The following is a 25,568-nucleotide window of genomic DNA, read 5'->3' on the forward strand; positions in this document are numbered from 1 at the left end:
AATAATATATAAATTCAATAGATTAAATATTAAGAACAGCCCTTTCATACACCTTTTAAGGTGCTTTGAAAGGGCTATTTTTCGACATTGCTGAAAACTCCCCAATTTCAAAGATTCCCTTGTTTACGAGCTTGTTGAAAACGGATTTTTCAATTTACATAATCTTACCACTGCCCCTCGAAAATCCACCATGCTACAGCTTATATCCGAATACCGATTTTGCGGAGGTTGTAGCTATGAAAAGACTTTCGATGCGACAGCGGCAAATCGTCATGCTGATGATCCAGGGTAAATGTCCCAAAAGACATTGCCCGCATGTTATCTATTCAGCGCACAACAGTTTATAGGCATCAGGCGACTGTCAGAAAATTATATGGTGTGCATGGAAGCATCGAACTCATGCGGGTAATAGCTTCAGAGTTGGCTACAAACATATCTGAACTTACGCTCACATCACGAGGAAAAGAGGTCTTTGAACTTGCTTTGGAGGGCAAAACGATTTCTGAAATATCAAAACTACTCTGCATAAGTTTCAGCGGCGTACTGCGCCACAGAGAGAAAATGCTAGAAGAAAATGCTTGCCACAGTATGAATGAACTTATAGCAAAATATTATGGCCTTTTCTCTAGTTCTTCTGAGACTACACATTGCACAGGAAACTGATATGTTCACAGAAAAACAGACTATTATCGTAACGACACCGGAAGAATTGATGCCACTTATAACCGAGGCCGTTCGTGCCGCAGGGTGTGGATATCCAAGCAATATTTCTGATGGCCCACACAAAAAACTTCTTGCGCCTAAAGATGTGGAAAGAGAGTTTGGAATCCACCAAAAAACTCTCGCATACTGGCGGCAAGAAAGTATTGGCCCGGCATATACGAGCTTTGGCAGGCGCGTCTTCTATGAACGCGCTGTACTGGAAGAGTATATTGCCTCTGGACGTATCCAAACTTCGGAATCAAAATGATGGATTTCTCAGGCTTCCAGCATATCCCCTATAATCGAGAGCTTTTCGTTTTCCTGCCCTGGAAAAAGGTGAGCGTATCTCATCGTCATGGTGATGTTCTTGTGACGCATGAGCTTTTGCAGCTCCATAAGCGTGACCTTGCCGGACTGAGCCAGCCAGGATGCGAAGGTATGTCTCATGGTATGCAGGGTGACGGCGTACAGACTATCACCGTCCTTCGGGGCCAGATTGAGCTTTCTGACGGCAGTCTGGAAGCAGGCTGGCGTCTTGGTGAACGCTGTTTTCTTGCGGGGCTGTTGGAAAATGGGTTCCGCAGGTTTGCGTTTGTACGCCTGGAGCATTCTAATCATGTCCTCCGGCACTCGGACGAAAACCCGCTTGCCACCTTTCTGAATGATATAAAGGCCGCAGGCGTTGGCATCCACATCCTGTCCGCGCAGCTTGAAAATTTCTGTGGGGCGAAGGCCGGTTCGCAGGGAAAGCAGGGCCATGTCATGCAACTGCGGATGCCGCTTTTCGAGGTCGTCCAGAAGGGCCTTGGCCTCTTCCCGTGTCAGGAAGCGCAATCTTTCATTGTTGGCTTTGACCATTTTCCATGTACCACCCTTGGTGGACAGCGGGTTGACTCCGCTCCACATACCGGTGGCGACAGCACGGTTTATGGCGGAACGCATGAACGAAAAGATGTTGTTCACGGTCTGTCCGGCCAGAGTTTTCCGTTTCCGCGTCCTGGTGTTGGACTTTCCTGTGGCTTTTTTGGGCTTTGTATTCCCGGTGGGCGTCTTCAGGAGCTGCGCCTTGAGGCTGGAAAGCAAATTCGGGGTCAGCTCGACAACCGGCAGAGCGTGAATTTTGTTCTTGAGGTGGGCGTTATATTGACTGTAGTGCTGGTCAACGTATTTCCCTTCGCTCCTGCCCCATTCAAGATAGGCATCCACCAAGTCCCCGATGGTGACTTTATCCCGCTCAATGGGGTTGACGCCGGTGGCTTCAAACTCGGCAAGGAACTTTGCCCGCTCCTTTCTGGCCGTAGCCGGACGGATGCCCTTGCTGTGCCTGCCCACAGTTTTCCAGTGCCCCTTACCCTCGTGGTCTGCGTACCAGAAGCAGTAGATTTTGTCGTACTCTCCGGTGCGCGGATCGCGCTTGGCGGACTGGCGGAAGAAGACGCCCTCGAACTTGGTCTTTATGTATTTTCTTTCAGTTTCGCTACTCATATGAGCAGGTTAGAGGATACGACGAAAGAAGGCAAGATGCTTATCCAAAACTTATCCAAAATGGATTTTCAGGATAAAAATCTTAACGATAATATATTGAATTTAATAATTATTTATTTCTTCCTATTGACAATATGTGACCGAGAGAGAGAGAGAGAGACCCGGTCCGCCCCGGCGCTCTGTGAGGTAAAACCGGCTTCCGCCCCTGAATCGAGGTAGTCTTCATAGGATGCTTACCTCCCTGCACAAATGCCGCCCTGTCCACGATGCATCTGTGAAACTTCCCCGAGTACAACGATCCTCCCCGTACAAGAAAAATATATCATACTGAACTAGTTTATTTATATATCCCTGCCTTCTCTCCGGCCTCATGTATCCATCTCTTGTCGGGAAAACAACCTGTTCATCCCTTCCGCAGGATATAATTCCGACGGTAAATCCGACCGCTCGAAACGGACAGAGAACAACAGAGGACGCCACCTCTCCAGCCGGTGACGTCCTCTGTTGTCATGCACCACTGTCCCGAAGCAGAGCATCATTCCATACGGAAGCGGTAATACCTCTCCCCCTCTTCCTCATACGGCTCGGCAACGCCGTCTGCCTATAGCGCTCCGCAGCGCACGGATACCTTCAATTCTGTCCGAGCCGAGCTCCTGATAGCAGAAAAACGTGCTCTTTTCATCCAGCCTTCATAAAAATCCGTCATATACACGTCGAATTCATCGAGTATGTCCTCAAAGGACACCTGCGTGATGTTCCGGGACGAACAGCCTTCCTCCCTATAGCTTTTCTGCTCCATGTCAAAGGAAAGGGAGGTGACGAAGATTTCCTCGCCAGAATAGGGACTTTTTATCCGGTAAAAGCCCTCTTCCACCTTTTCCGCACCCGGTGCGCATATTTTTCCGGCGTATCCTTCTGAAAATTCTTCATCTTTGCTTTCCTGAGCAAAGCGAACCGTGAAGACGGCGCACATACCCTCAACGGGATCCCCGGTTCCCCCTGCCCCACTTGCGCCTTACGGGAACAGGCAGTACCGAAGGCATGGCCGGCTCTTCGCGGCCGAAGTAAGGTACAAAAAAGCCTGCGAAACGCTCAGGGCTTTTCGCAGGCCTGCACATGTCCGTCTTCCGGTCCCGTCTTTCAGACGGGCAGGCCCAGCAGGGCACGGCAAAGCCCCTCTTCTGCCTCATCCAAAGAGGAGACGAGCTGGAGTCCCTCCACATACGGAGGATTGCACAGACCGAATACCCTCTTTCCGAACTGGAGAGAAAGGGCGATTTCGGAAATAGTACCAAGCCCTCCGCCCACGGCCACCACGGCCACGGCCGCACGGGCGATGAGCGCGTTGCGTGCTATGCCTATGCCCGTGGATATGGGCACGGTGACATAGGCGTTGCCCTTGCGCCAGTCGTCTTCAGGCAGAAGGCCCACGGAAACGCCGCCGCCTTCACGCACGCCGAGGCACACGGATTCCATGACGCCCTGACGGCCACCACAGAGCACCGTCAGCCCGAGTCCGGCAAGACGCCGCCCCAGCTCTCGGGCCACGGTGCGTTCCTCATCGGAAGCCTCTCTCGGCCCGATGACGGCCACCGGAGGACGCAGAGGAGTACCCGACTCCTTCTGAAGCCAGCGCACGGCTTCCACTTCCGAAACTTTGCGGCCCTCCACCGGGGAGTCATCAGGCACCCAGGTCATGGTCTCCGCATCCAGACGGCGCTTCCCGTCGTGGAGCATCTTTTCCGTAAGATACAGCATATCGGCTCCTTCAGCCCCTCTTCAGGCGCTGTTCCCTGCGCATGGCAATAACTTCCGCCACACCCATGATCATGCTGCAGGCTCCGAGCAGCACCAGGGAAATGGCGGCGGCCTGCGAAAAATTGGTGCCCGTGTCGGAAACGCTGCTGTAGAGAAGCAGCGGCAGGATGTTCACCTGAGAACCCACCAACGCAAGCGCCGTACCGTAGGCGCCGAAGGCCACGGCGGCCACAAGGCAGAACGATACGCCTATGGTGGGCATAAGTTCCGGCAGAAGTACGTCAAAAAAAGCCCTCAACCTCGTCGCACCCATGGAGTTGGCCGCCACCAGAAGGCTTCTGTCGAAGTTGGTCAGAGCGGGAAGAAGAAGCAGCACGACGCGGGGAATGAGGTAATAGCAGTAGGCCAGGGCGAGGCCCACCGGGCTGTACACGAGGCCCGCCACCCAGTCGGGGGAAACGCCTGCCTTGGCAAGCAGAAGCGTGATGAACCCCGCCCTGCCGAAGCAGAGAATGAAACCGTAGGCCACGATAAGCCCGGAAAAGGTCAGCGGCAGGGAAATGCAGAACATGGCAAGAAGCCTCGCCTTTTCCTTCATGACGGAAAGGCGGAGCGCCACAGGAACGCCCACGAGCACGGAAAGCGCGCCCGCCGTCAGAGCCAGCAGGGTGCTGCCCTTGAGCCCTTTCAGGAACAGCGGGTCGCTCCACAGGCTGAAAAACGCCTCCCCTTTGTCAAGAAACGGCTCCACCAGCACGCTTCCGAGAGGCACCAGGAAAAACATGATCAGCACGGCGAAGGCAGGCAGGGCCAGCAGCATAATCTTCATTGTCTTATTCATAAAATTCACCTGCCGGGGCCCGCCCCGGAAGAAGCCGGGGCGGGCGGAGGTTGATGTGCCGGATTATTTGCCGAGGATGAGCCTTGTCCAGTTCTCATCAATGAAGCTCTTCTGCGCGGAAGCCTTCACGATATCCAGCGGCTGCACCTGCGGGGCGTCGGGCATGTAGGCGCGCATCTTTTCAGGAATCTTGACCGTGGGCACGGAGGGGCGGACGAAACCATCCACAAAAACGGCCTGCCCCGCGTCGGACATGACCCAGTTGAGCCACAGCTTGCCGCCGTTGGGGTTGGGCCCGTTCTTGACCAGGCTCATGGCGTAGGGCGCGGCCACGCTGGCTTCCTTGGGAATGACCACCACACAGTCGTCGCCCATGCCGTCGATGAGCTTGGCCTTCAGCCCGTCGCCTTCATAGGCGATCCAGATGGGGATTTCGCCCTTGATGAACTTGGCGTAAGGCGTGGTGCCTTCGGTGCGCAGAACATTGCCGTTCTTATGCAGCTTGGCGAGGTATTCGATGCCGGGAAGCACGTTGTCCACACTGCCGCCGTTGCCGTAGGCCGCGCCGAAGGTCAGCACCTGCCCCTGCCCGGTGGAACGCGGGTCGAGGTAGACGACGCTGTTCTTGTATTCAGGCTTGAGCAGGTCTTCCCACGACTGGGGGACGTTCTCCACCAGCTTCTTGTTCACCAGGAAAGCCACCACGAGCTGATGCACGATGAACCATTCCGCATCGGGATCTCGATAGGCTTCGGGGAGCTTGTCGAAGTTGACGGGTTTATAGCCTTCCAGCACTTCCTTGGCCTTGGCGTCAATGGCGGAAGCGGCGAAATAGTAGGCCGTGTCGGCCTGGGGACGGCGGCGTGTCTTATCCAGCGCGACCACGGTGGCTCCGGATCCGATATCATTATAAACAAGTTCCACACCTTCATAGCGCTGCTGAAACGCCTTGAACTGGCTGGCCCAGTTGGCCCAGGTCGGCCCGGTATCGAAGGATACCACCATGCCTTCCTTCAGCGCTTCCTCATAAAGCTGGCGTTCTCCGGGGTACAGCTCCGGGCCTTCAAAGGCCATGGTCAGGGAAGGAACGGCCAGAGCTGCGGCCATGACCATACCCAAAAAACCGGACATCTTTTTCATCATATTCTCCTCTATGGGAAGTGCCGCATATACGGCGTTTTCAGGCTTCTTCAAAGGGCAGAAGCTGCACGGCCTCGGGCGCTATGCCCACTCTGGCGAAGCTCCGCCTCCGCGCCGTTTCTCCCTGTATGCCGCTTCCGCCTACGGAAAAGATATAGCGGCGCACCGCTCCCAGGAAGGAATCGCTGGAAATAACGCCGTCGAATACGTTGACCGAGCCTTCCGGGTCGGGCATCACCCTCTCGGGCCGCACGAGCACCGTCACCTTGTCTCCGCTTTTATAGGGCGCGCAGGAACAGCGCAGTTCCCCGAAGGGCACGCGCACGGTGTCGACATCCACAACCACGCCGTCCCACAGGTTGGCGTGCCCCACAAAGGCCGCCACACGGCGATTCACCGGCTTATCGTAAAGTTCCTGGGGCGTGGCTATCTGAATAAGCCGCCCCTGATGCATGAGGGCAACCTTATCCGCCATGGAAAGGGCTTCCTCCTGGTCATGAGTCACATGCAGCGCGGTAATACCCTGCTCCTGCTGGAGGCGACGGATTTCCCGGCGCAGTTCCACGCGCAGGCTGGCGTCTAGCGCGGAAAGGGGTTCATCCAGCAAAAGGACGTCGGGATTGAAGCCGAGCGCCCGGGCCAGGGCCACTCGCTGCTGCTGCCCGCCGGACATGGAGCTCGGAAGCCTGTCGGCAAAAGCAGCGAGCCCCACGCGCTCCAGCATGTCCAGAGCCTTGCGTCTGCGCTCCGCAGGCGGGACCTTGCGTATCTTCAAGGGATAGGCCACGTTCTCCGCACACGTCATAAGCGGGAAGAGCGCGTAGGACTGAAACACCATGCCCACGTTGCGCAGTCTTGCCGGGACACCGCACACATCCCGCCCGTTGATGAGTATCCTGCCTTTGTTCGACTGCTCGAACCCGGCCACCAGCTTGAGCATGGTGGTTTTGCCCGAGCCGCTGGAGCCTATGACGGCCACAAGTTCCCCGTCTTCGGCGGAAATGTTGACATCATGAACGCCTATTCCCGACGAAGGATACACAAAGGAGCAATTTTCAATCACAATGCTCATAAGCTTCTGCGTGCCTCTTAATGGTTCTTGGATTTTGAGGCCGAACGGGCCGTCAACGCGCTTCCCGCCGCACTGGCGCAGGCCAGAAGCAACAGGACCATGGTGGTGGAGCAGGCAAAGCCCGTGGCGCCGTAGAACGACTGCAACAGCACCACAGGATAGGTGCGGTTCAAGAATCCGGCGATGAGATTGGTGATCTGGAACTCCCCGATGGAAATGGCCGAGACCACCACCAGACCGGAAAAGATGCTGTGCTGGAGGGAGGGAAGGATAATGTGGAAGAACCTCTGCCCGAAGGAAGCGCCCAGGGATTCTGCGGCAAGCTCCAGCCTGTCCAGATGCAGATGCCGTATGTCCGCCACCAGAGTCTGGAACATGTAAGGCAGCGTGGAAACCACATGCGCCGCGATGATGAGCCAGGTCGCCCCCAGAAACGGCATGGCGTCCGTGGAAAAGATGAGTATGTAGCCGAAGGCGAGCACAGCCGGAGGGGCGGCAATGGGCATGATAGCTAAAAAGCGCCCCGTAAGCCCGGCGATCTTCCCCATGCTGCGGGTAAGGGCGTAGGCCAGAGGTACGGCCAGCGCGGTGACTATGACGCAGGTGGACACGGCCACTTCCAGGCTCACAACGAAGGCCCGTCGGAAACTCGGGTCGTTCCAAACATCCAGATACCAGCGCAGGGTGAAGCCGGAGGGCAGAAATGAATTCGTCCACGTTTCACCGAACGAGCCTATCAGCAGCAGGGCGATGGGCAAAAAAATGTACACAAGATAAGCGATGACGAGCATGTTCCCTCTCCGCCGGCCATCCGTATCCGGCAGTCTGTACATCTACGGACAAGAACGCACTTAAACTAACCTGCCTTTATGACGGTTAGATTACGCAGGTAAAACAAGTTTAATCAACCTAAAAAAACAGAGGTCGCACCATTTTTTTCCTTTCTGGACGAAAAAAAAAGAAAAAAGCGCGACTTGAAGATATTTTTTTCTGTTTATACAACATGTTAAAAAATTTCTCTTCCAAAAGAAATCTACCCAATTTTCCGAAGAAACGGTAAAAAAACACCCGGGTGCGGCGCTTCCGGCAGCCATACCCGGGCTTCTGAAAAAAGCTCCCTGAAAAGTGGTCAGAATTCCGTATAGCTTCCGCCGGTGAAGGGCATGCGCAGGGAAGGGAGCGTGCGCTCCAGAAGCACGCCGTCGCGGTGCGGCGTATCGTAACCGTACGTTGCCTGTATGCCGAGGTACACGAAATGCACGGCCCTATCCACGGCCACGGGCAAAGAGTCGCCCTGCAGAAGGCTCCCGGTGAGCACGCTGGCAAAGGCATCCCCCGTGCCGGGGTAAAAGGCATTCAGGTGTGGCACTTCCACCTGCCAGAAACGGCGGCCGTCGTAGGCCACGGTGGCAGTGTTCCCCGGGCGGGAGGCAGGAGCACTCGTAATAACCACGGCTGAAGGCCCCATGGACGCGAGCGCCCGCAGCTGGTCGCGCAGCCCCTCGCGGCTGATATCCGGCCGGTAAGCATCCTCCAGAAGAAAGGCCGCTTCCGTAAGATTGGGAGTGATGATATCGGCCTGCCCCACAAGGCGGCGCATGGCCTCCACCATTTCCGGCGTCTGCGTAGGGTCCAGACTGCCGTTGTCGCCGAGCACGGGATCCACCACGGCTATGCCTCCCGGAGCGCGGAATTCCCGTATGCAGCGCCCTGCAAGCCACGACTGATCCGGGCTGCCCAGAAAACCGGAATACACCGCGTCGAACATGAGGCCCATACGCGCCCAGTGATCCATGATGGGCCCCATCTGCGCCGTGAGGTCGAGAAAGGTGAAATCATCCACCCCCGAAGTCTGGGAGGAAAGCACCGCTGTGGGCAGGGGACAGACCTGTATGCCCATGGTGGCGAGAATGGGAATGGCCACGGTGAGAGAAGCCCGGCCGAATCCCGAAAGATCGTGTACGGCCGCGACGCGAAGCACGGGAACGCCCTGCATGAATTTGCTCCTTTGCCGCACAAGCGGCTGGAATAATATGGCGCAGTCTATGCGTAATCGCCTTTTTTGTCACGCAGGGGAAAAGGAGAGGCAAAGCGCGGCTCGTAAAAATATTCCGTGAAAAACGTGGTTTTAATGCTTGCCCGCGCCCTTATCCCGGCATACACATAGGCATCGCCCCGGCCCGGGGAACTTTCCGGCGCGCCGCCGCCCTTCCGACTTGACGAAGAAGACAAGGCGCGCTATATCTGCATGTTCCAATCTCAGTAAGGAGACCGCGCGTCATGAAAAGAACGTATCAGCCCAGCAAAATCAGCAGAAAGCGTACCCACGGCTTCCGCGCCCGCATGAGCACCCCCAACGGCCGCGCCATCATCAGCCGCCGCCGCGCCAAGGGCCGCAAGAGCCTGTCCGCCTAACCTGCAGGTGCGCTTCCCGGCCCGCCTCCTTCGAGGAAGCCGGGCGGAAAATGCAAATGTTTGGGGCGCGGCTTATGCCACGCCCACATTTTGCGTTTAAAATCCGTCAAAGCGCAACATGGATCGTTTCCATGTCCCTGACGTGGCCCAGAGAACGGCGCATCACCCGCAGGGCGGAATATACCGCCTGCTACAACGGGGGAGAACGCCGTTTCACGAAATACTTCGTCGTGTTCGCCCGCAGTTCCGGCCATGCCGGAAACGGGCGTCTCGGGCTTGCCGTCACCAAAAAATGCGGCAATGCCGTTGCCAGGAACCGCATCAAGCGCGTTCTGCGTTCCTTCTTCCGCCTGCATCAGCACGAAATGCCCGCCATGGATCTTGTCGTTACGCCTAAAAAACATCTGCGCGCCGACAAGTTCAACCTCAGCCTCGCGGAAACCGAACTTCTGCCCCTGCTCGCCGAGCTTTCGGAAAAACCAGGGCCCGAGAACGCCGCATCCACTCCTTCAGGAGGCCAGGCATGAATCTCGCCCAGCGCCTTCTTATCCTGCCCATACGGTTCTACAAGCGCTGCATCTCGCCGCTTTATCCCCCCTGCTGCCGCTTCTACCCCTCCTGTTCCACCTATGCCATAGAAGCCATAGAGCGGCACGGCCCGCTCAAAGGGCTGTGGCTGGCCATCCGGCGCATTCTGCGCTGCCACCCCGGAAATCCGGGCGGTTTCGACCCTGTGCCCCCCCTCTCCAACGATCATCCCTCTGCGCCCGGCGCAGACACTCAGGAACGTCATGGATAACCGTCGCCTCATCCTTTCCGTCGTCATCTGCATTGTCCTGCTCTTCGGCTGGCAGGCTTTTTCCGAATACATGGGCTGGCTGCCCGAGCCCCAGCCCGCGGCCACGGAACAGCAGGCCCAGCCTGAAGCCGCCGCCCCCGTTCCCGCCGCGCCCGTCATCCCTGTGGCCAAATTCGAACCCTCCGAAGGCCGTGAAGTGCGCGTGAACACTCCCCTGTATGAAGCCGTGTTCCATTCCGGCGGGGGGGTACTCCAGTCATTCCAGCTGAAGAACTACAAGGCCACCATTCTGCCCGACTCCCCGCAGTTCAACATGGTTTCCCCCGCCGCCGCCACCGTGGCCCCCATGGGGCTTCTGATAAACGGCCAACCCTCCTGGAACATGGGCCAGTGGAGTTTCGACGGTTCCGACATTACTCTGGAAACGGGCGAGGCCACCCTTACCTTCACGGGCGAACTGAACGGAATCCGCATAAACCGCGTCATCACCTTCCATGCCGACACCTATCTCATGGATGAAAAAGTCACGCTGACGGCTGCCGCCGCCACCCCGGCTGCGCGCGTATCCTACAGCCTGGGCGCCACCAACTTCAGTGGCCAGAGCAACTACGATGCCATGAGCATGGCCTGGAATCTCAAGGGCTCACTGGAACGCGACGTGGACGTGGAAGACCTCACCAAGGAAGGCGTGATGAGCTCCGGCGACATTGCCTGGGCCGGCCTCATGAGCAACTACTTCCTCTCCGCCGTGCTGCCCGAGTCCGGACAGAACTGCGTCTTCAAAGGCCGCATCACCGAAGGCGGCGTGTGGCGCGCGGCCGTGGAACTTCAGGATATCGCCCTGAACGCCGGTCAGCCCACCGAGCTCTCCACCTCCTGGTGGCTCGGCCCCAAGAGCCGCGACCTGCTCGACGCCGCCCCCAATGATCTCAAGTCCTCCGTGGACATGGGTATCTTCTCCTTCCTTGCCGTACCTCTGCTCAAGCTCCTCACCTGGTTTGAAGGCTTCCTCGGCAACTGGGGGCTTGCCATTATTCTTCTGACCATCCTCATCAAGATCGTCTTCTGGCCGCTGTCGCGCAAGAGCTTCAAATCCATGGAACAGATGAAGAAGCTCCAGCCCCGCATGAAACAGCTTCAGGAAAAATACAAGAACGACAAGGAAGCGCTGAGCCGCGAGATGATGCAACTTTACAAGACCTACGGGGTGAACCCCATGGGAGGCTGCCTGCCCATCCTCATTCAGCTGCCTGTGTTCGTCGCCCTGTATCAGGCTCTTTTGAACTGCATTGAACTGCGCCACGCCTCTTTCATCACCTACCTGCCCGGCACCGACCTGCTCTGGCTGGCCGACCTTTCCGTGAAGGACCCGTTCTACATTACCCCGCTCGTCATGGGCGCGACCATGTTCCTCCAGCAGTGGCTCAGCCCCGCCATGGGCGACCCGCAGCAGCGCAAAATCATGATGATCATGCCCGTGGTTTTCACCGTCATGTTCATCAATTTCCCCTCCGGCCTCGTGCTGTACTGGCTCTGCAACAACATTCTGTCCATCATCCAGCAGTCCTGGACCCTGCATAAAACCAAGTAGCAGGGGATAGACATGAGTGAATCCAAAGAGTTTCTGGGGAAAACCCTGGATGCCGCCATCGCGGAGGCCTGTGCCTTCTACGATGTCCCCAGGGAAAAGCTGGAAATAGAAATCATCGAAGACGCAAAAACGGGCATCTTCGGCATCGTGGGCGCGCGCAAGGCAAAAATCCGGGCGCGTCTCGCCACGCTGCCCGACTTCATGCAGAATCCCGCCGCGCAGCCGGAAAAAACGGAAAAGCAGGAGGGACGCCGACGCCGCAACGAACGCCGCAAGGAAAAGGCCGAAGCGGCTGAAGCTCCGAAGGAAGAAGTGAAGGAAAGCAGTACGGAAGCGGAAAAGGAATCCGCTCCTGCGGCAAAGGCCCTGCCCATGCCGCGACCTTCGGCCGTGCCCGCCCTCAGCCCCGAGCCTTCCGCCGTGAAGGAAAATGCAGAGGATGGGGAAGCCAAAACGGAGGACTCCGCCGGAGATGCGCCCCGTACCCGTCAGTCTCGCCAATCCCGGCAAAACAAAGGAGCCTCCCGCAAGGAAGCCGCTCCCAAAAACGACGACGCCGATGCGCTGGAAAGCTCTCTGCCCCGTGTGCCCCTGGCGGAACTCGATCAGGAAAAACTTGCGGAAACTACGAAGAGCATCATCAGCAAGCTGGTAGCCCCGGTGCTTGATATTGCCCCTGAGGCTGTGGATCTTTCATTGGAAATCGGAGAAGACCGCATTCAGGTCTCCGTAAAAAGCGAAGACACCGGCCTTCTCATCGGACGCGACGGGCAGAACCTCGCTGCGGTGCAGTACCTGGCCTCACGCATGGTCACCCGTGCCATGAGCGCCCAGGTACGTTTGCAGGTGGATGCCGGAGATTATCATGTCCGGCAGGATTCCCGCCTCCAGGAGCTGGCTCTTTCCCTTGCGGAAAAGGTAAAGGCCACAGGCAAGATTCAGACTACAAGGCCGCTCAGCGCCTACCAGCGAAGAGTCATACATCTCGCCCTGCAGGACGACCCCGACGTGCAGACGCGCAGTTCCGGCGAAGGTGCGCTCAAGCATGTTGTCATCCTGCGTCGTAAGGATTAATCTTTTCTCGCCCGGCAGACGTCCTCTGCCGGGCGGTTTCGTCTCTCCGGGGCCCGCGTCCGCCTCTTTCCCAAGGCACGAACAGATCCACACGAGGCGGCCTTTCGCTCCGGCATGTCGCTGCCGTCCCTTTCAGGAAAAGGGGAATCCCAGCTTATAAGGAGTTTTTAATGAACAAGCCCGGCATCGGTCTCGCCCCCGAAGGTGTACCCATCATCGGACTGCTGACCGTCGTTTCCCTCTGCTTCGCCATTCTGGACTGGTGGCCCGCCGCCCTCGTCGCCCTCGTGGCGCTGTGGTTTTCCGTGCACTTCTTCCGCGACCCGGAGCGGGTCGTTCCGCAGGAGAAGGGCCTTGCCGTCAGCCCCGCCGACGGACGCATCATCCGCATAGAAAAGCGCACCGACCCCATGAACGGTGAAGAACGGCTGTGCATCTCCATTTTCATGAACATCTTCAGCGTGCATGTAAACCGTGCCCCTGTCTCCGGCACTGTGATCGGCATCCGCTACCTGCCCGGCAAATTCTTCAACGCCGCGTGGGACAAGGCCTCCACCGACAACGAACAGTGCCTGTGGCAGATGCGTGATGAGGAAGGTGCAACCTGGACTTTCGTACAGATCGCCGGGCTCATCGCCCGCCGCATCGTGCCCCATGCCGAACAGGGCGACGTGCTCCGGCGCGGACAGCGCTTCGGCATGATACGTTTCGGCTCCCGCGTTGACGTCTATCTGCCCTCCGACTATACTGCTGCGATCCGTATCGGCGAAAATGTGTTTGCCGGTCAGAGCGTTCTTGCCAAGAAGTCCGCTTCGGAAGAAGCGTAAGAGAGGCTCCCATGCGCGATCCCAACAAACCCGTGCCCCGCGGCGTGTATATTCTACCAAACCTTTTCACCACCGCCAGCCTCTTCGCCGGGTTCTTCAGCATCATCCTTGCCTTCAACCATCATTTCGACCAGGCGGCCTGGGCTATTCTCGTGGGTGCGGCCATGGACGGACTGGACGGAAAAGTGGCGCGTCTCACCGGTACGGCGAGCCAGTTCGGTATTGAATACGATTCCCTGGCCGATGATGTGACCTTCGGCGTGGCTCCCGGCATGCTGGCCTATGCCTGGCAACTGCATGAATTCGGCCGCCTCGGCCTTGCCGTGGCCTTCCTCTTCTGCGGCTGTGCCGCTCTGCGTCTCGCACGTTTCAACGTGGGTGTATCCACCACGTCCAAGCGCTTCTTCGTAGGGCTGCCCAGCCCGGCCTGTGCCTGCATGCTGGCCACGTTCGTGCTGTTCATGCCCTATTATCCCGAATTCCTCATGCCCGCACTGCCCGTGTTCACGCTGCTTCTTTCCATCATTGTGCCCCTGCTCATGGTCAGCCGCGTGCGCTACTTCTCCTTCAAGGAATTCGGCTTCATCAAGACCCATCCCTTCCAGACTATGGTGGCCACGCTCATCGTGCTCAGCATGGTCTTTTCCCTGCCGCGCCTGTTCTGCTTCCTCATACTCATAAGCTATGTCATCTCCGGCCCGGCCTATACCTTCCTCCTGCGCCGCAGAGGAAAAGCCCTTGACCCGGAAGCGGCCGACGCCGCCAAAGCGGCACAAAAAACCGTGAAGGTACAAGACTCTGTTCCTTCGGAAGAAAAGGCGGAATGACGCTGCTCCCCTTTTCACAAAAAAGCCGTCTGAAAAGACGGCTTTTTTGTGTCTGGGGAATCCCCTCTCCCCGCCCCCGGGGAAAAACGGCTCTGCCCTATACCGGTTCTTTGCGCCATGGACAATTTCACTATAACACTGTGAGTCTGATGCTTTTCTCAACTCCCGCCCGAGCTGAGTGTTATCCCTTTTCCGCACAACAGCAGTCCGATGCTCCACAAGGGAAGGCTCCCCCTCCCCGAAAAGACAGCTTTCCTGCTCTGAGGGGAGGAAGCCGGAATCACCTCAGAGAGCTTGGATTCTGCGTAAAACGCAGCCTTCTCTCCCGCGTACATTTTCCTCTGCACATGGATCGGGCTCGACCTGGTCTCTTTCCCTTCTTTCCCTGCCACATCAGAAGAAGACCGCCCTTCAGAAAGCAGGAAAAGGCATCCTGCACTTCTCCCTTTCAAAAAAACTTTCCTGGAGTCACAGGGCAGAACGGCCTCGCATACAGAGGCAGCCGCTCTGACGAGATCCGCCCGAGCCTCAGTCCTTCACGAAGAGGCACACGGAAAACGCAAGGCGACGCTTTCCCCTGATCTCAGGCATAAAGCGGCCCACCGTAGCCGATGGTTTCTCTTATGCGCCTGTAAGGCCCTCTTACCGGCGCGCCCTAACAGCACGGCCCGACCTCTGCATTTCTGTTGCCGACGGCCCGTAAACGGACTTCCTGCGCACGGAAGGCTCAACTGCTCTCCGAGTTCATCCTCGGCCGGTTGTTGCCTCATGTACTCAGATATCTTTGCCTTGTTTTTGCCTACCATATCCAGTAGCCACGCACCAGAATTCTCGATTGCGCTATCTGAATCTCAGCTTACAAAACTGCTCGTATATCATCAGGCTGCGCTTCCCTTTCAAATACCTGACGAACGACGACATACTTATCTTCGGCGATATTTCTCACAACATAGGGAGATGGCATCAGGACAACATTCCGCTTCAACTATACTTACACCTTTTCACTCACATAATTTTCGTAACATTTCTCCTATGGCCCTTTTCTTCTCGCCATAGAAAATCTGTCTGCGATATTTCGGAGCAAATACTATATGGTATTTACAGTTCCATTTCGTATGCGCTAAACTTTTTGCGTCACCCATTGAGACCTCATTTTGATTTGCTTAGGGCGCAGTTGCCGGACCGCACCCCTCTCTCAACAAGTCAAAAGGAGTTTTTATCACATACTTATAACTATAAGTTGTCGGCCCCCAGCCTAGCTGGGATTTTTCGTTTAACCAAAAAACCCCGGGGAATGATTCCCCGGGGCATTTTCAAAAAAGAGAAACAGTTACTTCTTCGCCATTTCTGCTTCAAGTCCGGAAGGTGTGCAATCTTTTTCTACAAAGTTGCAGAGCATGTAGTGCCCGTCCTTCTTGACGATCTTCAACCAGGCTATGGTCAGCAGCATGGTGGGCAGAGCCATGAGAGCACCGGAGAAGTTACCGAAGATTTTGGCCACGCCGAGGCCGCCGATAGAGAGCAGACCAAGGGCCAGGAGGGCCTGCACCAGAGCCCAGAAGGAACGGTGCCAGCGGGCCGGGTCGTCGTTGACGCCCATACGCGTAGTGGCCACGGAAGAGATGACGTAGCAGCCGGAGTCCACGGACGTAGCCAGGAAGATGGTGGAGAAGGCGCAGTAGACCAGCATGACGGCCTTACCGAAGGGCAGTGTGTCGAGCACGGCCATCATGGCGGCGGGGCCGCCGGAATTCTTGAGGATGCTCACAGCATCGAGAATACCGTGGTACTGGATGTACAGGGTATAGGAAGCGAATACGCCATGAATGAGATAGCCGCCGGTGCAGGTGCCCACAAGGCCCCAGGCAATGACTTCACGCACAGTGCGGCCGCGGGAGATACGGGCGATGAACAACCCCATGAAGGGACCGTAGCCAGCCCAGAACAGGGCATAGAAAATGGTCCAGTCGCGGGGGAAGGTGCTGTCGCTGAAAGGCGAAGTCCAGAAGTTCATGTTCCAGAAGTTGCCCACGAACTTGCCGAACGCGTTGGTAAAGATATCGAACAGGGCGGCGGTGGGGCCGCAGAGGGCACCATAGGCCACCATGCCGAGGGCGATGACTACGTTGATATCGGAGAGCACCTTGATGCCCTTGTTCAGGCCGGACCACACGGACCATGCGGCCACGCCGGCGCTCACGATGAGCACCACGATTTCCACAGTGAAGGAAGGTTTGATGCCGAAAATCTGCTCCAGAGCCGCTTCCACGGTGGGCAGGGAAATGCACATGGTCACGGCCGTGCAGAACAGCAGGCCGAGGATGAAGAATACGTCGCAGGCGCGGCCGATGAAGCCGTTGGTCTGCTTGCCGAGCACAACTTCCGAAGCCGCAGAAATACGCAGTACGGGCTTGCGGCGGATATGGAACAGATAAGCGATGGGCAGGGCGGTGATGAAGTAGGTGCACCAGGCATTGGGGCCCCAGTGCAGCAGCATGTAGGTAAGCGCCCAGTCAAAGGATGCCGTGCTCAGAGGTTCCGCGTACTGGGGCGGGGTGATGAGGTCCCACAGAGGTTCCACGATGGACCAGAACATCACCGCGCCGGCCACGCCGGAACAGAAGATCATGGCCACCCAGGAAGGCAGAGAATACTGGGGCTTTTCGCCAGGATCACCGAACTTGATATCGCCGTAGCGGCTGCACGCAAAATAGATGCACAGGACGATGAGCCCCACGGTGATCCACAGATACAAAGAACCGAACTTGATGCTGAACGGCGTGTAAATGGCCCCGATGAGCTCTTCCGAAGCCTTGGGGAAAAACAGCATAGGCAGGGCGATCAGCAGCACGCCGATCATAGCCGGCCAGAATATGCCTTTTTCCGGTCGGAGGTCGTTTTCCTGCTCGTGACTGGGGGTAGAAGTTGCCATGACTCTCTCCTCTCTCTCAAAGGTTTTCAGCAAAAGCTGCCTATAGTCTGGACATGGTTAAGCAAAGATTGTGCCAAAAAACTTTTTTAGATCTATCCTAGTAATATCATTATATTTATAAAATAATATAATGCCGGTTCCCACACTTTGCGACATTTCTTTCGCAAATTACGACATATTTGTCGTTATAATATAACATTCTGAAAATCATAATAATTTTTATATTTCACAGCCAATCGTGACATATTTGTCCTTTTTTTGCAAAGCTCCGGGGACAAGCTTGTGTCTTTTTCAGCGGAGCCGATGCTTCCCCGTCGCCGGGACAGCATGCCAACCTGTTCATTTTTTTGGAAATTATTTTTATTTTCCCAGATATCCCCGAATTTTTCACAGTCTTTGGCACGCTTTTTGAATTCTGAAAAAGCGGGAACGGCGTTCCCTCCCCAAGCACACGACCACTAAACTTTGCAAGGAGTTTTACATGTCGCCCAAAGCCAAAAGAGCCGCACTCATCGGTTATGACTGCCTTATCCCCAAACGCCTTGAAGCGATGCTCGCCCAGGGCGGCCTGGACAACTTCCGCAAATTCATGGCGGAAGGCAGCTTCATCCCCGAAGGGTACAACCTGCCCACCGTCACGCCGCCCTCCTGGGCCACCATCTGCACGGGCGCCTATCCCCGCACCCACGGCGTGGAAGACTACTACTATTATCACGAAGGCCGCAGCCTTGATTACAAGGAAACCTCCCAGGCCTTCGGTTCCGACATCCTGACCGCCCAGACCATCTGGGACGCGTGGGACAAGGAAGGCAAGAAGTGCATCGTGGTGAACTACCCCATGTCCTGGCCTTCCCACATGAAGAACGGCATCCTGGTCATGGGCCAGGGCCTTTCCCCGGCCGAAACCCGCTGGCCCCTGCACGGCAATGAACACAAGGAATTCCTTGCCTCGGAAAGCGTGATCTCCACCGACTACTATCCCATGGGCGTTCAGGGCCGCTTCGACGACGCCAAGGGCTGGAAGAACCTGCCCGACTGCGACGAGCCCCTAGAAATGGAAGTGAAGATGCACTTCAAGGAATCCATCGAGCCTCTCAAGGATCAGGTCTGGTACGGCCTCGCCTGGGAAAGCGGCGACGACGGTTTCGACACCTTCGCCCTCTGCCCTGAAAAGGACTACTCCAAGGCCTTCTTCACCATCAAGGTAGGCCAGTGGAGCGAACCCGTGCAGCACGACTTCACCATCGCCGCCGACGGCCGCACTGAAAAGGGTGTGTTCCGCTGCAAGCTGATGCAGCTTTCCGACGACGCTGAAGAATTCAAGCTCTATGTCTCCGGCATCGCGGGCCGCATCGGCTTCATCTCTCCCGCCTCCGCCGCCGACCAGATCGACCTTTCCAAGCAGATCACGGCTAACGATATCGGCCTGGTGGCCTATCTGCACGGTATCATCGACACCGACACCGTGTGCGAGCTTGTGGAATTCCACAGCGCCTGGCTCTGGAACACCGTGAAGTGCCTGCTCACCGCCAATCCCGACTGGGATCTGTTCTACATGCACTCCCATCCCATCGACTGGTTCTACCACGGCTGGCTGAGCGAACTCGACAGCAAGGATCCTGAAGTACGCGCCCGCGCCGAAAAGATGGAACGCCACATCTACACCGTGGAAGACCGCCTGCTCGGCAACCTCATGGACCTCATGGGAGAAGAAACCCTCATGTGCGTGTGTTCCGACCACGGGGCCACCCCCATGGGTCCCATCCTCAACACCGCCCACGCCCTGAAGGAAGCCGGCCTGTGCTCCTACGAGCCCAAGAAGTCGGAAAACTACTGGGATATCTATGAGGAGACCGAAGGCTTCAACTACGTTCTCGACGTCACCAAGTCCCTCGCCGTGCCTCAGCGCTACATGTTCGTGTATGTGAACCTGAAGGGCAAATACCCCGGCGGTATCGTGGAACCGGAAGACTATGAAAACGTGCGCGACCGCATCATCAATGCCCTGCTCGACTACAAGCATCCCGAAACCGGCGAACGCCCCGTGCTGCTCGCCGTGCGCAAGGAAGATGCCCAGGTCTTCGGCATGGGCGGCGCTCAGGCCGGCGACGTGGTCTATGTGCTCAAGCCCGAATACATGGCTGAACACGGCTACGGCCTGCCCACCGGCGAATCCGGCTGCGGCAGCCTGAAGAACCTGCTCATGTTCCGCGGTCCCAACATCAAGAAGGGCTACCGCTACCCCCGTCCCCGCTGGCTGGCCGATATCGTGCCCACCCTCTGCTATATCACCGGCAATCCCGTTCCTGCCGATGCCGAGGGCGCACCCATCTACCAGATCATGGAAGATCCGAACCTCGTCAAGTAAATGCGCCTTTGCCGGGAGGTTTCCCCTCCCGGCTTTCTCCGGACACAACGGCATACGCCGCAACCATATTTGAAGGAATACCGTCATGGCTGAAAAGAAAGCAATCCTCGTGCTCAATGCTTCCGCCGACTCTCTGAAGAAAGCCGCCCTGCTCCCCAACGCCGACTGCGCCGGCCTTGCTGAAGCCGCCGAAGCCCTCGGCGCGGTAAAGACCGATGCCGAAGGCATCGCCGCCGCCCTTGAAGCTTCCGCGGAAACCGTGCTCGTCATGGCTGAAGGCGACGCCGCCCTCGCCGCCGCTGTGGAAGCCGCCGATCGCCGCACTCTCATCGTGGCGGCCAATGCCTCCGGCGCCGCCTTCCAGGGCCTCGCCATCAACGGCAAGATCGGCAACGTGGAACGTGCCGTCACCGCTCAGGATATCGCCGTCACCATCGCCACTATCGCCGACCTGCCCATTTCCGAAAGCTGCACCGGCGCCATCATCTACCAGGTGATGAAGAACCCCAACCTGAAGCTCGATGAAATCAAGAAGCTCAAGGAAGCCATTGCCCGCATGGAATCCGTGATCCAGCGCGACAACCGTGAACCCTGGGACAAGCACGACTGCGCCTAATCACAAGGCTTTTCCTCTCTCCGGCGCCCGGAGCACGCGCCGCGTACTTCCGGGCGCTTTTCTTTCATCTTCAGCCCATCACACAAGGAAACAGCCATGCAGCTTACCGTCGCCTACCACAGAAACGGGGATGTTCATACCATTGAAACCGGTGGCGCAGCCCTCGGCAACATCGTCATCGACAACACCAATGTGCCCGCCGATCAGCGCGGCGGCACGGCCAAGCAGCTTCTCGGCTCTGCTGCCCTGTACTGCTATGCCGCAGCCCTCAACGCCGCTATGGAAGCCAGAGGCCTCAAGTACAACAGCCTCGACCTTACCGCCCTCATGGACGTGGACGCCAATGAAAAAGGCCAGAGCCGCGTGCTGAAGATCACCATCACCGCCAATGTGGGCATTGACGAGGAAGACCTCGACCTCTTCGACCGCGTGGCCCGCGTCATGAAAAACGGATGCCTGGTCACCGGATCCCTGCACGACGGCATTGAAATGGAGTACAAGCTCAACCCCGTCTGTGAAGACGACTAGCCTTCCCTGAAAAAAAGCGCTTTTCTTATGCCGCGCCCATCCTCTGCCGCCGCGCCGTGGCCGGTTTCTTCCTTCGGCAGCGCGCCCCTCGGGATCGGTGCGGCAAACCTGTAAAAAAAGGCTGTTTCCATGCGTATTACTGTCATAGGCGCAGGCCCCGGCGGCTACACGGCCGCCTTCGACGCCGCAAAACGCGGCGCGGAAGTCACCCTCGTGGAATCCCGGTGGCTCGGCGGAACGTGCCTCAACTGCGGCTGCATCCCCACCAAGACACTGAAATCCTCGGCGGAAGCCCTGGAAACCGTTCATCGCGCAAAGGAGTTCGGTATCCTTTGCGAAGGCGAGCCTTCCGTGGACATGCCCTCCGTCATCGCCAGAAAGCGCAAGGTATCCGAAACCCTGCGCGGGGGCCTCGAAAAAACCTGCCGGAAGCTCAAGGTGAAAGTCGTCATGGGCCGCGGCCGCGTGGTGAGCGCAAATCTCGTGCAGGCCACCCTTGCCGACGGTACGGTGCAGGATATCGAAGGCGACAGAGTCATCATCGCCACCGGCTCCAACGTGCTGAACCTCCCCTCCCTTCCCGTGGACGGCAAGTACATCCTTTCCAGCAACGAAGCGCTGGAGCTTGAGCATGTGCCTGCGAGCCTCATCATCGTGGGCGGCGGCGTGGTCGGCACGGAGCTGGCCTTCATCTTCCGCGCCTTCGGCAGCGAAGTAACCATTGTGGAAGGCCAGAACCGCCTCCTGCCCGTGCCCTCCGTGGATGAGGAAATGAGCAGGCTTCTTCTTCGCGAAGCCAAGAAGAAGGGCATCAAGGTGGAGCTCTGCCGCACTGTGAACTCGACGAAGGTGGAAGGCGGCAAGGTCTATGCCGACCTCGGCCCCTCGCCCTTCCTCGCGCCCGAGCTTGTGCCCGCCTCGGCCAAAAAGCCCGCCACCCTTGAGGCCGACTGCATCTTCATGACTATAGGCCGCGTGCCAGTCACCGACGGCCTCGGCCTTGCGGAAGCGGGGATTGCCACGGACAAACGCGGTTACATCACCGTGAACGATTACCTCGAAACTTCGGCGCCCGGCATCTACGCCATAGGCGATATTCTCGGCCCGGCGCGCATCATGCTCGCGCACATGGCTTCGGCCGAAGCCCATGCGGCCGTGGCCAACATCTTCGGAGCAAGCGAAAAGCCGAACTACGACGTGGTGCCCTCCGGCATCTTCAGTTCCCCGGAAATCGGCGACGTGGGCCTCACCGAAGCCCAGGCCCGGGACAAGGGCTTCGACGTGGCCACCTCGGAATTCCAGTTCCGCGAGCTCGGCAAGGCGCAGGCCATGGGCGAGCTGCCCGGCGTGTTCAAACTCGTGGCCGACAAGGCGAGCGGAAAGCTCCTCGGCGCGCACTTTGCCGGAGCCCATGCCACCGACCTCATCGCCGAGTGCGCCCTCGCCCTTGAGATGGGCGCAAAGGTCGCCGACATAGCCCGCACCATCCACGCCCACCCCACCCTGGCCGAAGGCGTGATGGAAGCTGCCGCAGGTATCGCGGAATAACAAAAAAACAAGGAGAACTCCCATGGCCAAGACCGTTGCGGAACTCAGCCTCCCCGCGAACCTCAAGTACACCGACGAACATATCTGGGCCCGCGTGGAAGGCGATGAAATCGTCGTCGGTGTGAGCGACTACGCTCAGGACCAGCTCGGCGAAGTGGTCTATGTCGACCTTCCCTCCGAAGGCGACAGCTTCGGCGCGGGCGATGAATTCGGCGAAGTGGAATCCATCAAGTCCGTGAACAAGCTCTTCATGCCCGTCTCCGGCGAAGTCACCGCCGTGAACGGCGAGCTGGCCGACACTCCCACCCTGCTCAACGCCTCCTGCTATGAAAAGGGCTGGCTCATCCGTGTGAAGCCTGAAGACATGGCCGCCGTGGACGCCCTCATGTCCGCCGACGCCTACAAGGCCTCCCTGTAAGCCTTTCCCCGCATGATAAGGGCCGCCTTTTCCGGAAAAGGCGGCCCTTATCGCGGAAAATCCGCGCTCGAAAGAGAGGAGAGAAAGACTTCAGGACAAAGGGGCTTCCTTTTCCTGCGGGCCTCTTCCTCCAAGGCCGAGACGCTTCATCTTCCTCTGAAGGGTGCGCAGGTTGAGTCCCAGGCGCCTTGCAGCCTCGCCTCTATGCCATCGGCAGGCTTCCAGTGTTTTGCGGATAAGCTTTTCTTCAAGCTGAAGCGTGGCCTCTTCCAAAGTGATGCCTTCCTCAGGCTCAGCCGGCATAAGGGAAGATGCCGCTCGGGCGGCCTCCCCCAAAGAATCCAGCGCAGCTTCGCCGAAGGCGGCATAACGGTCGAGGAAGTTATAAAGCTCGCGGATATTGCCCGGCCACGGGTAACGCTCCATGGCAAGGCGGACATTGAGCGGAATATCCACATGCGCCCCCCGTCGCTCCTGCCAGGCGGCCGTAAGCAGGGGAAGATCTCCCAACCTCTCTCTGAGAGGAGGAAGCGTAATGGCAAGAACATGCACGCGATAATAGAAATCTGCGCGCATTTTCTTTTCCTTCACCATTTTCCTGAGATCCTGATTGGTGGCGGCCACCAGGCGGAACGACGAGGTTTTCGGCGTATGACTGCCCACGGGAGTGTACATCTTGTTTTCCAGCGTGCGCAGAAGCTTCACCTGAAGATGCAGGGGAAGCTCGCCGATTTCATCCAGAAAAAGCGTGCCTCCGTCCGCTGCGGCAATATATCCTTCCTTATTGCCCGTCGCGCCGGTAAAGGCTCCCTTGGTATGCCCGAAAAACTCACTCTCCATGAGTGTTTCAGGAATGGCTCCGCAGTTCACGGGCACATAGGGGCCCTTTTTCCCGCTCAAGGCATGGATAGCCCGCGCCGCAACATCCTTGCCCGCACCCGTTTCCCCATAAATGATGACGTTGGTATCGGTTTCCGCCGCTTTCAGGATGAGTTCGTACACGCGGCGCATGCTCTCACTTTGCCCCACAAGATTGCCGAGGCCGAACAGGTTGGAAGAGGAGGCACGGAACTGCCTGTTTTCCTCCCGGAGGCTCAGCTCCATGAGCTTCTGCTCGCTCACGTCCATAATGAGGCCTTCGAGATACCACAAGCCGTCGTCCGGTCCGTAGACACCCTCCCCCTGATCCCACACCCATTTCGTCACATTTCCGGGCAAAAGCAACCGGTACATGACCTGATACGGTTCATGGGCCAGCACCCTGTCGTAAATTTCCTGGCGCTGTCTCTGCAGATCATCCGGGTGCGTCATGCGCTCAATGACGTTCTGGTTCTGTCCGAGCATAATATGCGCAGCGATGCCCACAAGACGCTCGCTCCCCTCGCTGACGAATTCCAGCACATATTCAAAATGCTGCCCTCCGTCGCTTTCCACCACCTTTTCCGCCCGGCAACGGTATACCATGCCGGGAATATGCGTCAGAAGGCGATAATAGCTCTCTTCCACAGTGGGGGCGAAATACGGCTGCTCCATCATGCTCTTCTCCTCTGCGGCCCAGAGTTTACTAAAGGGCATATTCCGATATTCATGGGATTATCTTCGGTTCTAAGCCGCCATGAGCGGAGCGTCAAGCCGGAGAGGTTTCCCGGCCCGTCCCCTGCACACGCTGCCTCTGGAAAAAAAAGCATAAAAGAGTTATGAACTTCAAGGGTGCAGGCCATGTTTCCCCTGTACCTTCGCCCCGTTCCGGAAGGATTCCCCATGCCGCGTAAACAGCAATACTCCATCGGTGAACTGAGTCAACTTTGCAACGTATCGAAAAAGGCCCTGCGTTTCTACGACAAGATCGGCCTTATCTCCTCGCTGCGCCATGACTACAACAATTACCGGATGTATACGCACGATGAACTTCTTCTCGTTCCGGTACTCAAATATTACAAGCAGATGGGCTTCAAGCTCGATGAAATGCGCAGGTTCATCTCCGGCCGGAACGGCAATGTATACAGCGCCCTGCGCGCCGCCTTCGAGCAAAAACTCGACGAGCTGCATAAAGCGCAGATAGAACTCCGTCGCTGTGAGGAGTCCGTGCGTGACTGGCAGGACCTCATCAGGGAAGCGGAAACCGTTATTGCCGAAAATGTGCACGAGGTATCCGTCAAATATGTGGAAAACGTAAAGCTTCTTTTTCAGGAGCAGCCCTTTGACGGTGATATCAAATCTGCAATCATCAACCTCAACTTCATGAACTATGTGGAAAAGACGAACAACGCCATAACCGGGCCCGTGTATATCCACTTTTCCAGCATGAAGGACAGATTGGAGGGCAAGGCGCAGACCATACGCATCATGCAGCGTGTGCTTGAACCTGGAGGAGGTGGCGGTCGTGTTGATTTCGGCGGCTGCATGATGGCCTCATGTTACCATGTCGGCCCGCAGGAAAGCATAAAGGAAACCTACGAGCGCTGCCTTACCTGGATACGTCGCCACGGCTACGCCATGGGCGAAGACTGCTATGAACGCTATGTCACCGATTACTGGACCACCAGCAACAGCGATTGCCATGTCACGGAGCTTATGGTGAAAGTGGTGCGCATCATGCCCGAAAGGCATGGGGAAGAAAAAGCACA

25 protein-coding genes and 1 pseudogene are annotated in these 25,568 nt (G+C 57.3%); 15 read left to right on the plus strand and 11 right to left on the minus strand.

Annotated features, from left to right (window positions below; genetic code table 11):
* Positions 1-399 precede the first annotated feature (399 nt).
* Together K8W16_RS12390 and K8W16_RS07050 are read left to right on the plus strand one after the other, a co-directional pair.
* Positions 400-663, plus strand: a complete 264-nt coding sequence (locus K8W16_RS12390) for a helix-turn-helix transcriptional regulator (RefSeq protein ID WP_369694463.1) — start codon at positions 400-402, stop codon at positions 661-663.
* 1 nt (position 664) lies between these two features.
* Entirely contained in the window at positions 665-970 is a 306-nt protein-coding gene (locus K8W16_RS07050; protein WP_278732501.1) for an AlpA family transcriptional regulator, read from the plus strand.
* Between the two features lie 8 nt (positions 971-978).
* Here the strand turns inward: K8W16_RS07050 and K8W16_RS07055 are convergent, their stop codons facing one another.
* The 8 genes from K8W16_RS07055 to K8W16_RS07090 form a co-directional block, all read right to left on the minus strand.
* The gene (locus K8W16_RS07055; RefSeq protein ID WP_278732502.1) at positions 979-2,187 is read right to left on the minus strand and encodes a site-specific integrase; all 1,209 of its coding nucleotides are present in this window, start codon (positions 2,185-2,187) and stop codon (positions 979-981) included.
* A 601-nt stretch (positions 2,188-2,788) separates the two neighbouring features.
* Entirely contained in the window at positions 2,789-3,061 is a 273-nt protein-coding gene (locus K8W16_RS07060) for a hypothetical protein (protein WP_304122447.1), read from the minus strand.
* Between the two features lie 266 nt (positions 3,062-3,327).
* Positions 3,328-3,945, minus strand: a complete 618-nt coding sequence (locus K8W16_RS07065) for a TIGR00725 family protein (RefSeq protein ID WP_304122449.1) — start codon at positions 3,943-3,945, stop codon at positions 3,328-3,330.
* Between the two features lie 10 nt (positions 3,946-3,955).
* The gene (locus tag K8W16_RS07070; RefSeq protein ID WP_304122451.1) at positions 3,956-4,786 is read right to left on the minus strand and encodes an ABC transporter permease; all 831 of its coding nucleotides are present in this window, start codon (positions 4,784-4,786) and stop codon (positions 3,956-3,958) included.
* A gap of 63 nt (positions 4,787-4,849) precedes the next feature.
* A complete protein-coding gene (locus K8W16_RS07075) occupies positions 4,850-5,929 on the minus strand; it encodes an extracellular solute-binding protein (protein WP_304122453.1) in 1,080 nt (359 codons plus the stop codon).
* Positions 5,930-5,966: 37 nt separating this feature from the next.
* A complete protein-coding gene (locus K8W16_RS07080) occupies positions 5,967-6,998 on the minus strand; it encodes an ABC transporter ATP-binding protein (RefSeq protein ID WP_304122454.1) in 1,032 nt (343 codons plus the stop codon).
* Between the two features lie 17 nt (positions 6,999-7,015).
* Positions 7,016-7,789, minus strand: a complete 774-nt coding sequence (locus tag K8W16_RS07085) for an ABC transporter permease (protein WP_304122455.1) — start codon at positions 7,787-7,789, stop codon at positions 7,016-7,018.
* A 338-nt stretch (positions 7,790-8,127) separates the two neighbouring features.
* On the minus strand, positions 8,128-8,994 hold the full coding sequence (locus K8W16_RS07090) for a pyridoxamine kinase (protein ID WP_304122456.1): 867 nt from the start codon (positions 8,992-8,994) through the stop codon (positions 8,128-8,130).
* 284 nt (positions 8,995-9,278) lie between these two features.
* Here K8W16_RS07090 and rpmH point away from each other — a divergent pair, with 284 nt between their 5' ends.
* The 7 genes from rpmH (at position 9,279) to pssA (ending at position 14,531) form a co-directional block, all read left to right on the plus strand.
* Entirely contained in the window at positions 9,279-9,413 is a 135-nt protein-coding gene (rpmH, locus tag K8W16_RS07095) for a 50S ribosomal protein L34 (RefSeq protein ID WP_077072108.1), read from the plus strand.
* Between the two features lie 131 nt (positions 9,414-9,544).
* The gene (gene rnpA / locus K8W16_RS07100; RefSeq protein WP_304122457.1) at positions 9,545-9,940 is read left to right on the plus strand and encodes a ribonuclease P protein component; all 396 of its coding nucleotides are present in this window, start codon (positions 9,545-9,547) and stop codon (positions 9,938-9,940) included.
* Positions 9,937-10,212 carry a membrane protein insertion efficiency factor YidD gene (gene yidD, locus K8W16_RS07105; RefSeq protein WP_304122458.1) on the plus strand — a complete coding sequence of 92 codons (276 nt, stop codon included), beginning with the start codon at positions 9,937-9,939 and terminating at the stop codon, positions 10,210-10,212. The genes rnpA and yidD overlap by 4 nt, the downstream gene beginning before the upstream one ends.
* On the plus strand, positions 10,205-11,803 hold the full coding sequence (yidC, locus tag K8W16_RS07110; RefSeq protein WP_304122459.1) for a membrane protein insertase YidC: 1,599 nt from the start codon (positions 10,205-10,207) through the stop codon (positions 11,801-11,803). Before yidD ends, yidC begins: the two co-directional genes overlap by 8 nt.
* 12 nt (positions 11,804-11,815) lie before the next feature.
* Complete coding sequence (locus tag K8W16_RS07115) at positions 11,816-12,877, plus strand: protein jag (protein ID WP_304122460.1); 1,062 nt, start codon at positions 11,816-11,818, stop codon at positions 12,875-12,877.
* 170 nt (positions 12,878-13,047) lie between these two features.
* On the plus strand, positions 13,048-13,704 hold the full coding sequence (locus K8W16_RS07120; protein WP_304122461.1) for a phosphatidylserine decarboxylase family protein: 657 nt from the start codon (positions 13,048-13,050) through the stop codon (positions 13,702-13,704).
* Between the two features lie 11 nt (positions 13,705-13,715).
* Positions 13,716-14,531: a CDP-diacylglycerol--serine O-phosphatidyltransferase gene (pssA, locus tag K8W16_RS07125; RefSeq protein ID WP_304122462.1), complete on the plus strand. Its 816-nt coding sequence runs from the start codon at positions 13,716-13,718 to the stop codon at positions 14,529-14,531.
* 722 nt (positions 14,532-15,253) lie between these two features.
* Here pssA and tnpA read toward each other — a convergent pair.
* Together tnpA and K8W16_RS07135 are read right to left on the minus strand one after the other, a co-directional pair.
* A pseudogene (gene tnpA, locus K8W16_RS07130) lies at positions 15,254-15,673 on the minus strand (IS200/IS605 family transposase); the annotation flags it as partial.
* Between the two features lie 188 nt (positions 15,674-15,861).
* Positions 15,862-17,463: a BCCT family transporter gene (locus K8W16_RS07135; RefSeq protein ID WP_304122463.1), complete on the minus strand. Its 1,602-nt coding sequence runs from the start codon at positions 17,461-17,463 to the stop codon at positions 15,862-15,864.
* A gap of 481 nt (positions 17,464-17,944) precedes the next feature.
* Here K8W16_RS07135 and K8W16_RS07140 point away from each other — a divergent pair, with 481 nt between their 5' ends.
* From K8W16_RS07140 to gcvH, 5 genes are all read left to right on the plus strand, one after another.
* Positions 17,945-19,831 carry an alkaline phosphatase family protein gene (locus K8W16_RS07140; protein WP_304122464.1) on the plus strand — a complete coding sequence of 629 codons (1,887 nt, stop codon included), beginning with the start codon at positions 17,945-17,947 and terminating at the stop codon, positions 19,829-19,831.
* An 85-nt stretch (positions 19,832-19,916) separates the two neighbouring features.
* The gene (locus K8W16_RS07145; RefSeq protein ID WP_304122465.1) at positions 19,917-20,447 is read left to right on the plus strand and encodes a hypothetical protein; all 531 of its coding nucleotides are present in this window, start codon (positions 19,917-19,919) and stop codon (positions 20,445-20,447) included.
* Between the two features lie 96 nt (positions 20,448-20,543).
* Positions 20,544-20,975, plus strand: a complete 432-nt coding sequence (locus tag K8W16_RS07150) for an OsmC family protein (RefSeq protein ID WP_304122466.1) — start codon at positions 20,544-20,546, stop codon at positions 20,973-20,975.
* Between the two features lie 129 nt (positions 20,976-21,104).
* Positions 21,105-22,523, plus strand: coding sequence for a dihydrolipoyl dehydrogenase (gene lpdA / locus K8W16_RS07155; protein ID WP_304122467.1), 1,419 nt, complete (start codon positions 21,105-21,107; stop codon positions 22,521-22,523).
* 22 nt (positions 22,524-22,545) lie between these two features.
* Positions 22,546-22,941 (plus strand): glycine cleavage system protein GcvH, encoded by a 396-nt coding sequence (gene gcvH / locus K8W16_RS07160; RefSeq protein ID WP_304122468.1) that lies wholly within the window; start codon positions 22,546-22,548, stop codon positions 22,939-22,941.
* Between the two features lie 90 nt (positions 22,942-23,031).
* Here the strand turns inward: gcvH and K8W16_RS07165 are convergent, their stop codons facing one another.
* Positions 23,032-24,477, minus strand: a complete 1,446-nt coding sequence (locus K8W16_RS07165) for a sigma-54-dependent Fis family transcriptional regulator (RefSeq protein ID WP_304122469.1) — start codon at positions 24,475-24,477, stop codon at positions 23,032-23,034.
* A 225-nt stretch (positions 24,478-24,702) separates the two neighbouring features.
* Between K8W16_RS07165 and K8W16_RS07170 the strand changes: the two genes are divergently transcribed.
* A partial coding sequence (locus tag K8W16_RS07170) for a MerR family DNA-binding transcriptional regulator (protein ID WP_304122470.1) occupies positions 24,703-25,568 on the plus strand: 866 nt, incomplete at its 3' end.

The organism is Mailhella massiliensis, assembly GCF_020741395.1.
Taxonomy (GTDB): Bacteria; Desulfobacterota; Desulfovibrionia; order Desulfovibrionales; family Desulfovibrionaceae; genus Mailhella; species Mailhella massiliensis_A.

Excerpts from the sequence above, each read along its gene's own strand:
- K8W16_RS12390 (WP_369694463.1), top strand. The coding sequence starts at position 400 with ATGCGGGTAATAGCTTCAGAGTTGGCTACAAACATATCTGAACTTACG.
- K8W16_RS07050 (WP_278732501.1), top strand. The coding sequence starts at position 665 with ATGTTCACAGAAAAACAGACTATTATCGTAACGACACCGGAAGAATTG.
- K8W16_RS07055 (WP_278732502.1), bottom strand. The coding sequence starts at position 2,187 with ATGAGTAGCGAAACTGAAAGAAAATACATAAAGACCAAGTTCGAGGGC.
- K8W16_RS07065 (WP_304122449.1), bottom strand. The coding sequence starts at position 3,945 with ATGCTGTATCTTACGGAAAAGATGCTCCACGACGGGAAGCGCCGTCTG.
- K8W16_RS07070 (WP_304122451.1), bottom strand. The coding sequence starts at position 4,786 with ATGAATAAGACAATGAAGATTATGCTGCTGGCCCTGCCTGCCTTCGCC.
- K8W16_RS07075 (WP_304122453.1), bottom strand. The coding sequence starts at position 5,929 with ATGATGAAAAAGATGTCCGGTTTTTTGGGTATGGTCATGGCCGCAGCT.
- K8W16_RS07080 (WP_304122454.1), bottom strand. The coding sequence starts at position 6,998 with ATGAGCATTGTGATTGAAAATTGCTCCTTTGTGTATCCTTCGTCGGGA.
- K8W16_RS07085 (WP_304122455.1), bottom strand. The coding sequence starts at position 7,789 with ATGCTCGTCATCGCTTATCTTGTGTACATTTTTTTGCCCATCGCCCTG.
- K8W16_RS07090 (WP_304122456.1), bottom strand. The coding sequence starts at position 8,994 with ATGCAGGGCGTTCCCGTGCTTCGCGTCGCGGCCGTACACGATCTTTCG.
- rpmH (WP_077072108.1), top strand. The coding sequence starts at position 9,279 with ATGAAAAGAACGTATCAGCCCAGCAAAATCAGCAGAAAGCGTACCCAC.
- rnpA (WP_304122457.1), top strand. The coding sequence starts at position 9,545 with ATGTCCCTGACGTGGCCCAGAGAACGGCGCATCACCCGCAGGGCGGAA.
- yidD (WP_304122458.1), top strand. The coding sequence starts at position 9,937 with ATGAATCTCGCCCAGCGCCTTCTTATCCTGCCCATACGGTTCTACAAG.
- yidC (WP_304122459.1), top strand. The coding sequence starts at position 10,205 with ATGGATAACCGTCGCCTCATCCTTTCCGTCGTCATCTGCATTGTCCTG.
- K8W16_RS07115 (WP_304122460.1), top strand. The coding sequence starts at position 11,816 with ATGAGTGAATCCAAAGAGTTTCTGGGGAAAACCCTGGATGCCGCCATC.
- K8W16_RS07120 (WP_304122461.1), top strand. The coding sequence starts at position 13,048 with ATGAACAAGCCCGGCATCGGTCTCGCCCCCGAAGGTGTACCCATCATC.
- pssA (WP_304122462.1), top strand. The coding sequence starts at position 13,716 with ATGCGCGATCCCAACAAACCCGTGCCCCGCGGCGTGTATATTCTACCA.
- K8W16_RS07135 (WP_304122463.1), bottom strand. The coding sequence starts at position 17,463 with ATGGCAACTTCTACCCCCAGTCACGAGCAGGAAAACGACCTCCGACCG.
- K8W16_RS07140 (WP_304122464.1), top strand. The coding sequence starts at position 17,945 with ATGTCGCCCAAAGCCAAAAGAGCCGCACTCATCGGTTATGACTGCCTT.
- K8W16_RS07145 (WP_304122465.1), top strand. The coding sequence starts at position 19,917 with ATGGCTGAAAAGAAAGCAATCCTCGTGCTCAATGCTTCCGCCGACTCT.
- K8W16_RS07150 (WP_304122466.1), top strand. The coding sequence starts at position 20,544 with ATGCAGCTTACCGTCGCCTACCACAGAAACGGGGATGTTCATACCATT.
- lpdA (WP_304122467.1), top strand. The coding sequence starts at position 21,105 with ATGCGTATTACTGTCATAGGCGCAGGCCCCGGCGGCTACACGGCCGCC.
- gcvH (WP_304122468.1), top strand. The coding sequence starts at position 22,546 with ATGGCCAAGACCGTTGCGGAACTCAGCCTCCCCGCGAACCTCAAGTAC.
- K8W16_RS07165 (WP_304122469.1), bottom strand. The coding sequence starts at position 24,477 with ATGATGGAGCAGCCGTATTTCGCCCCCACTGTGGAAGAGAGCTATTAT.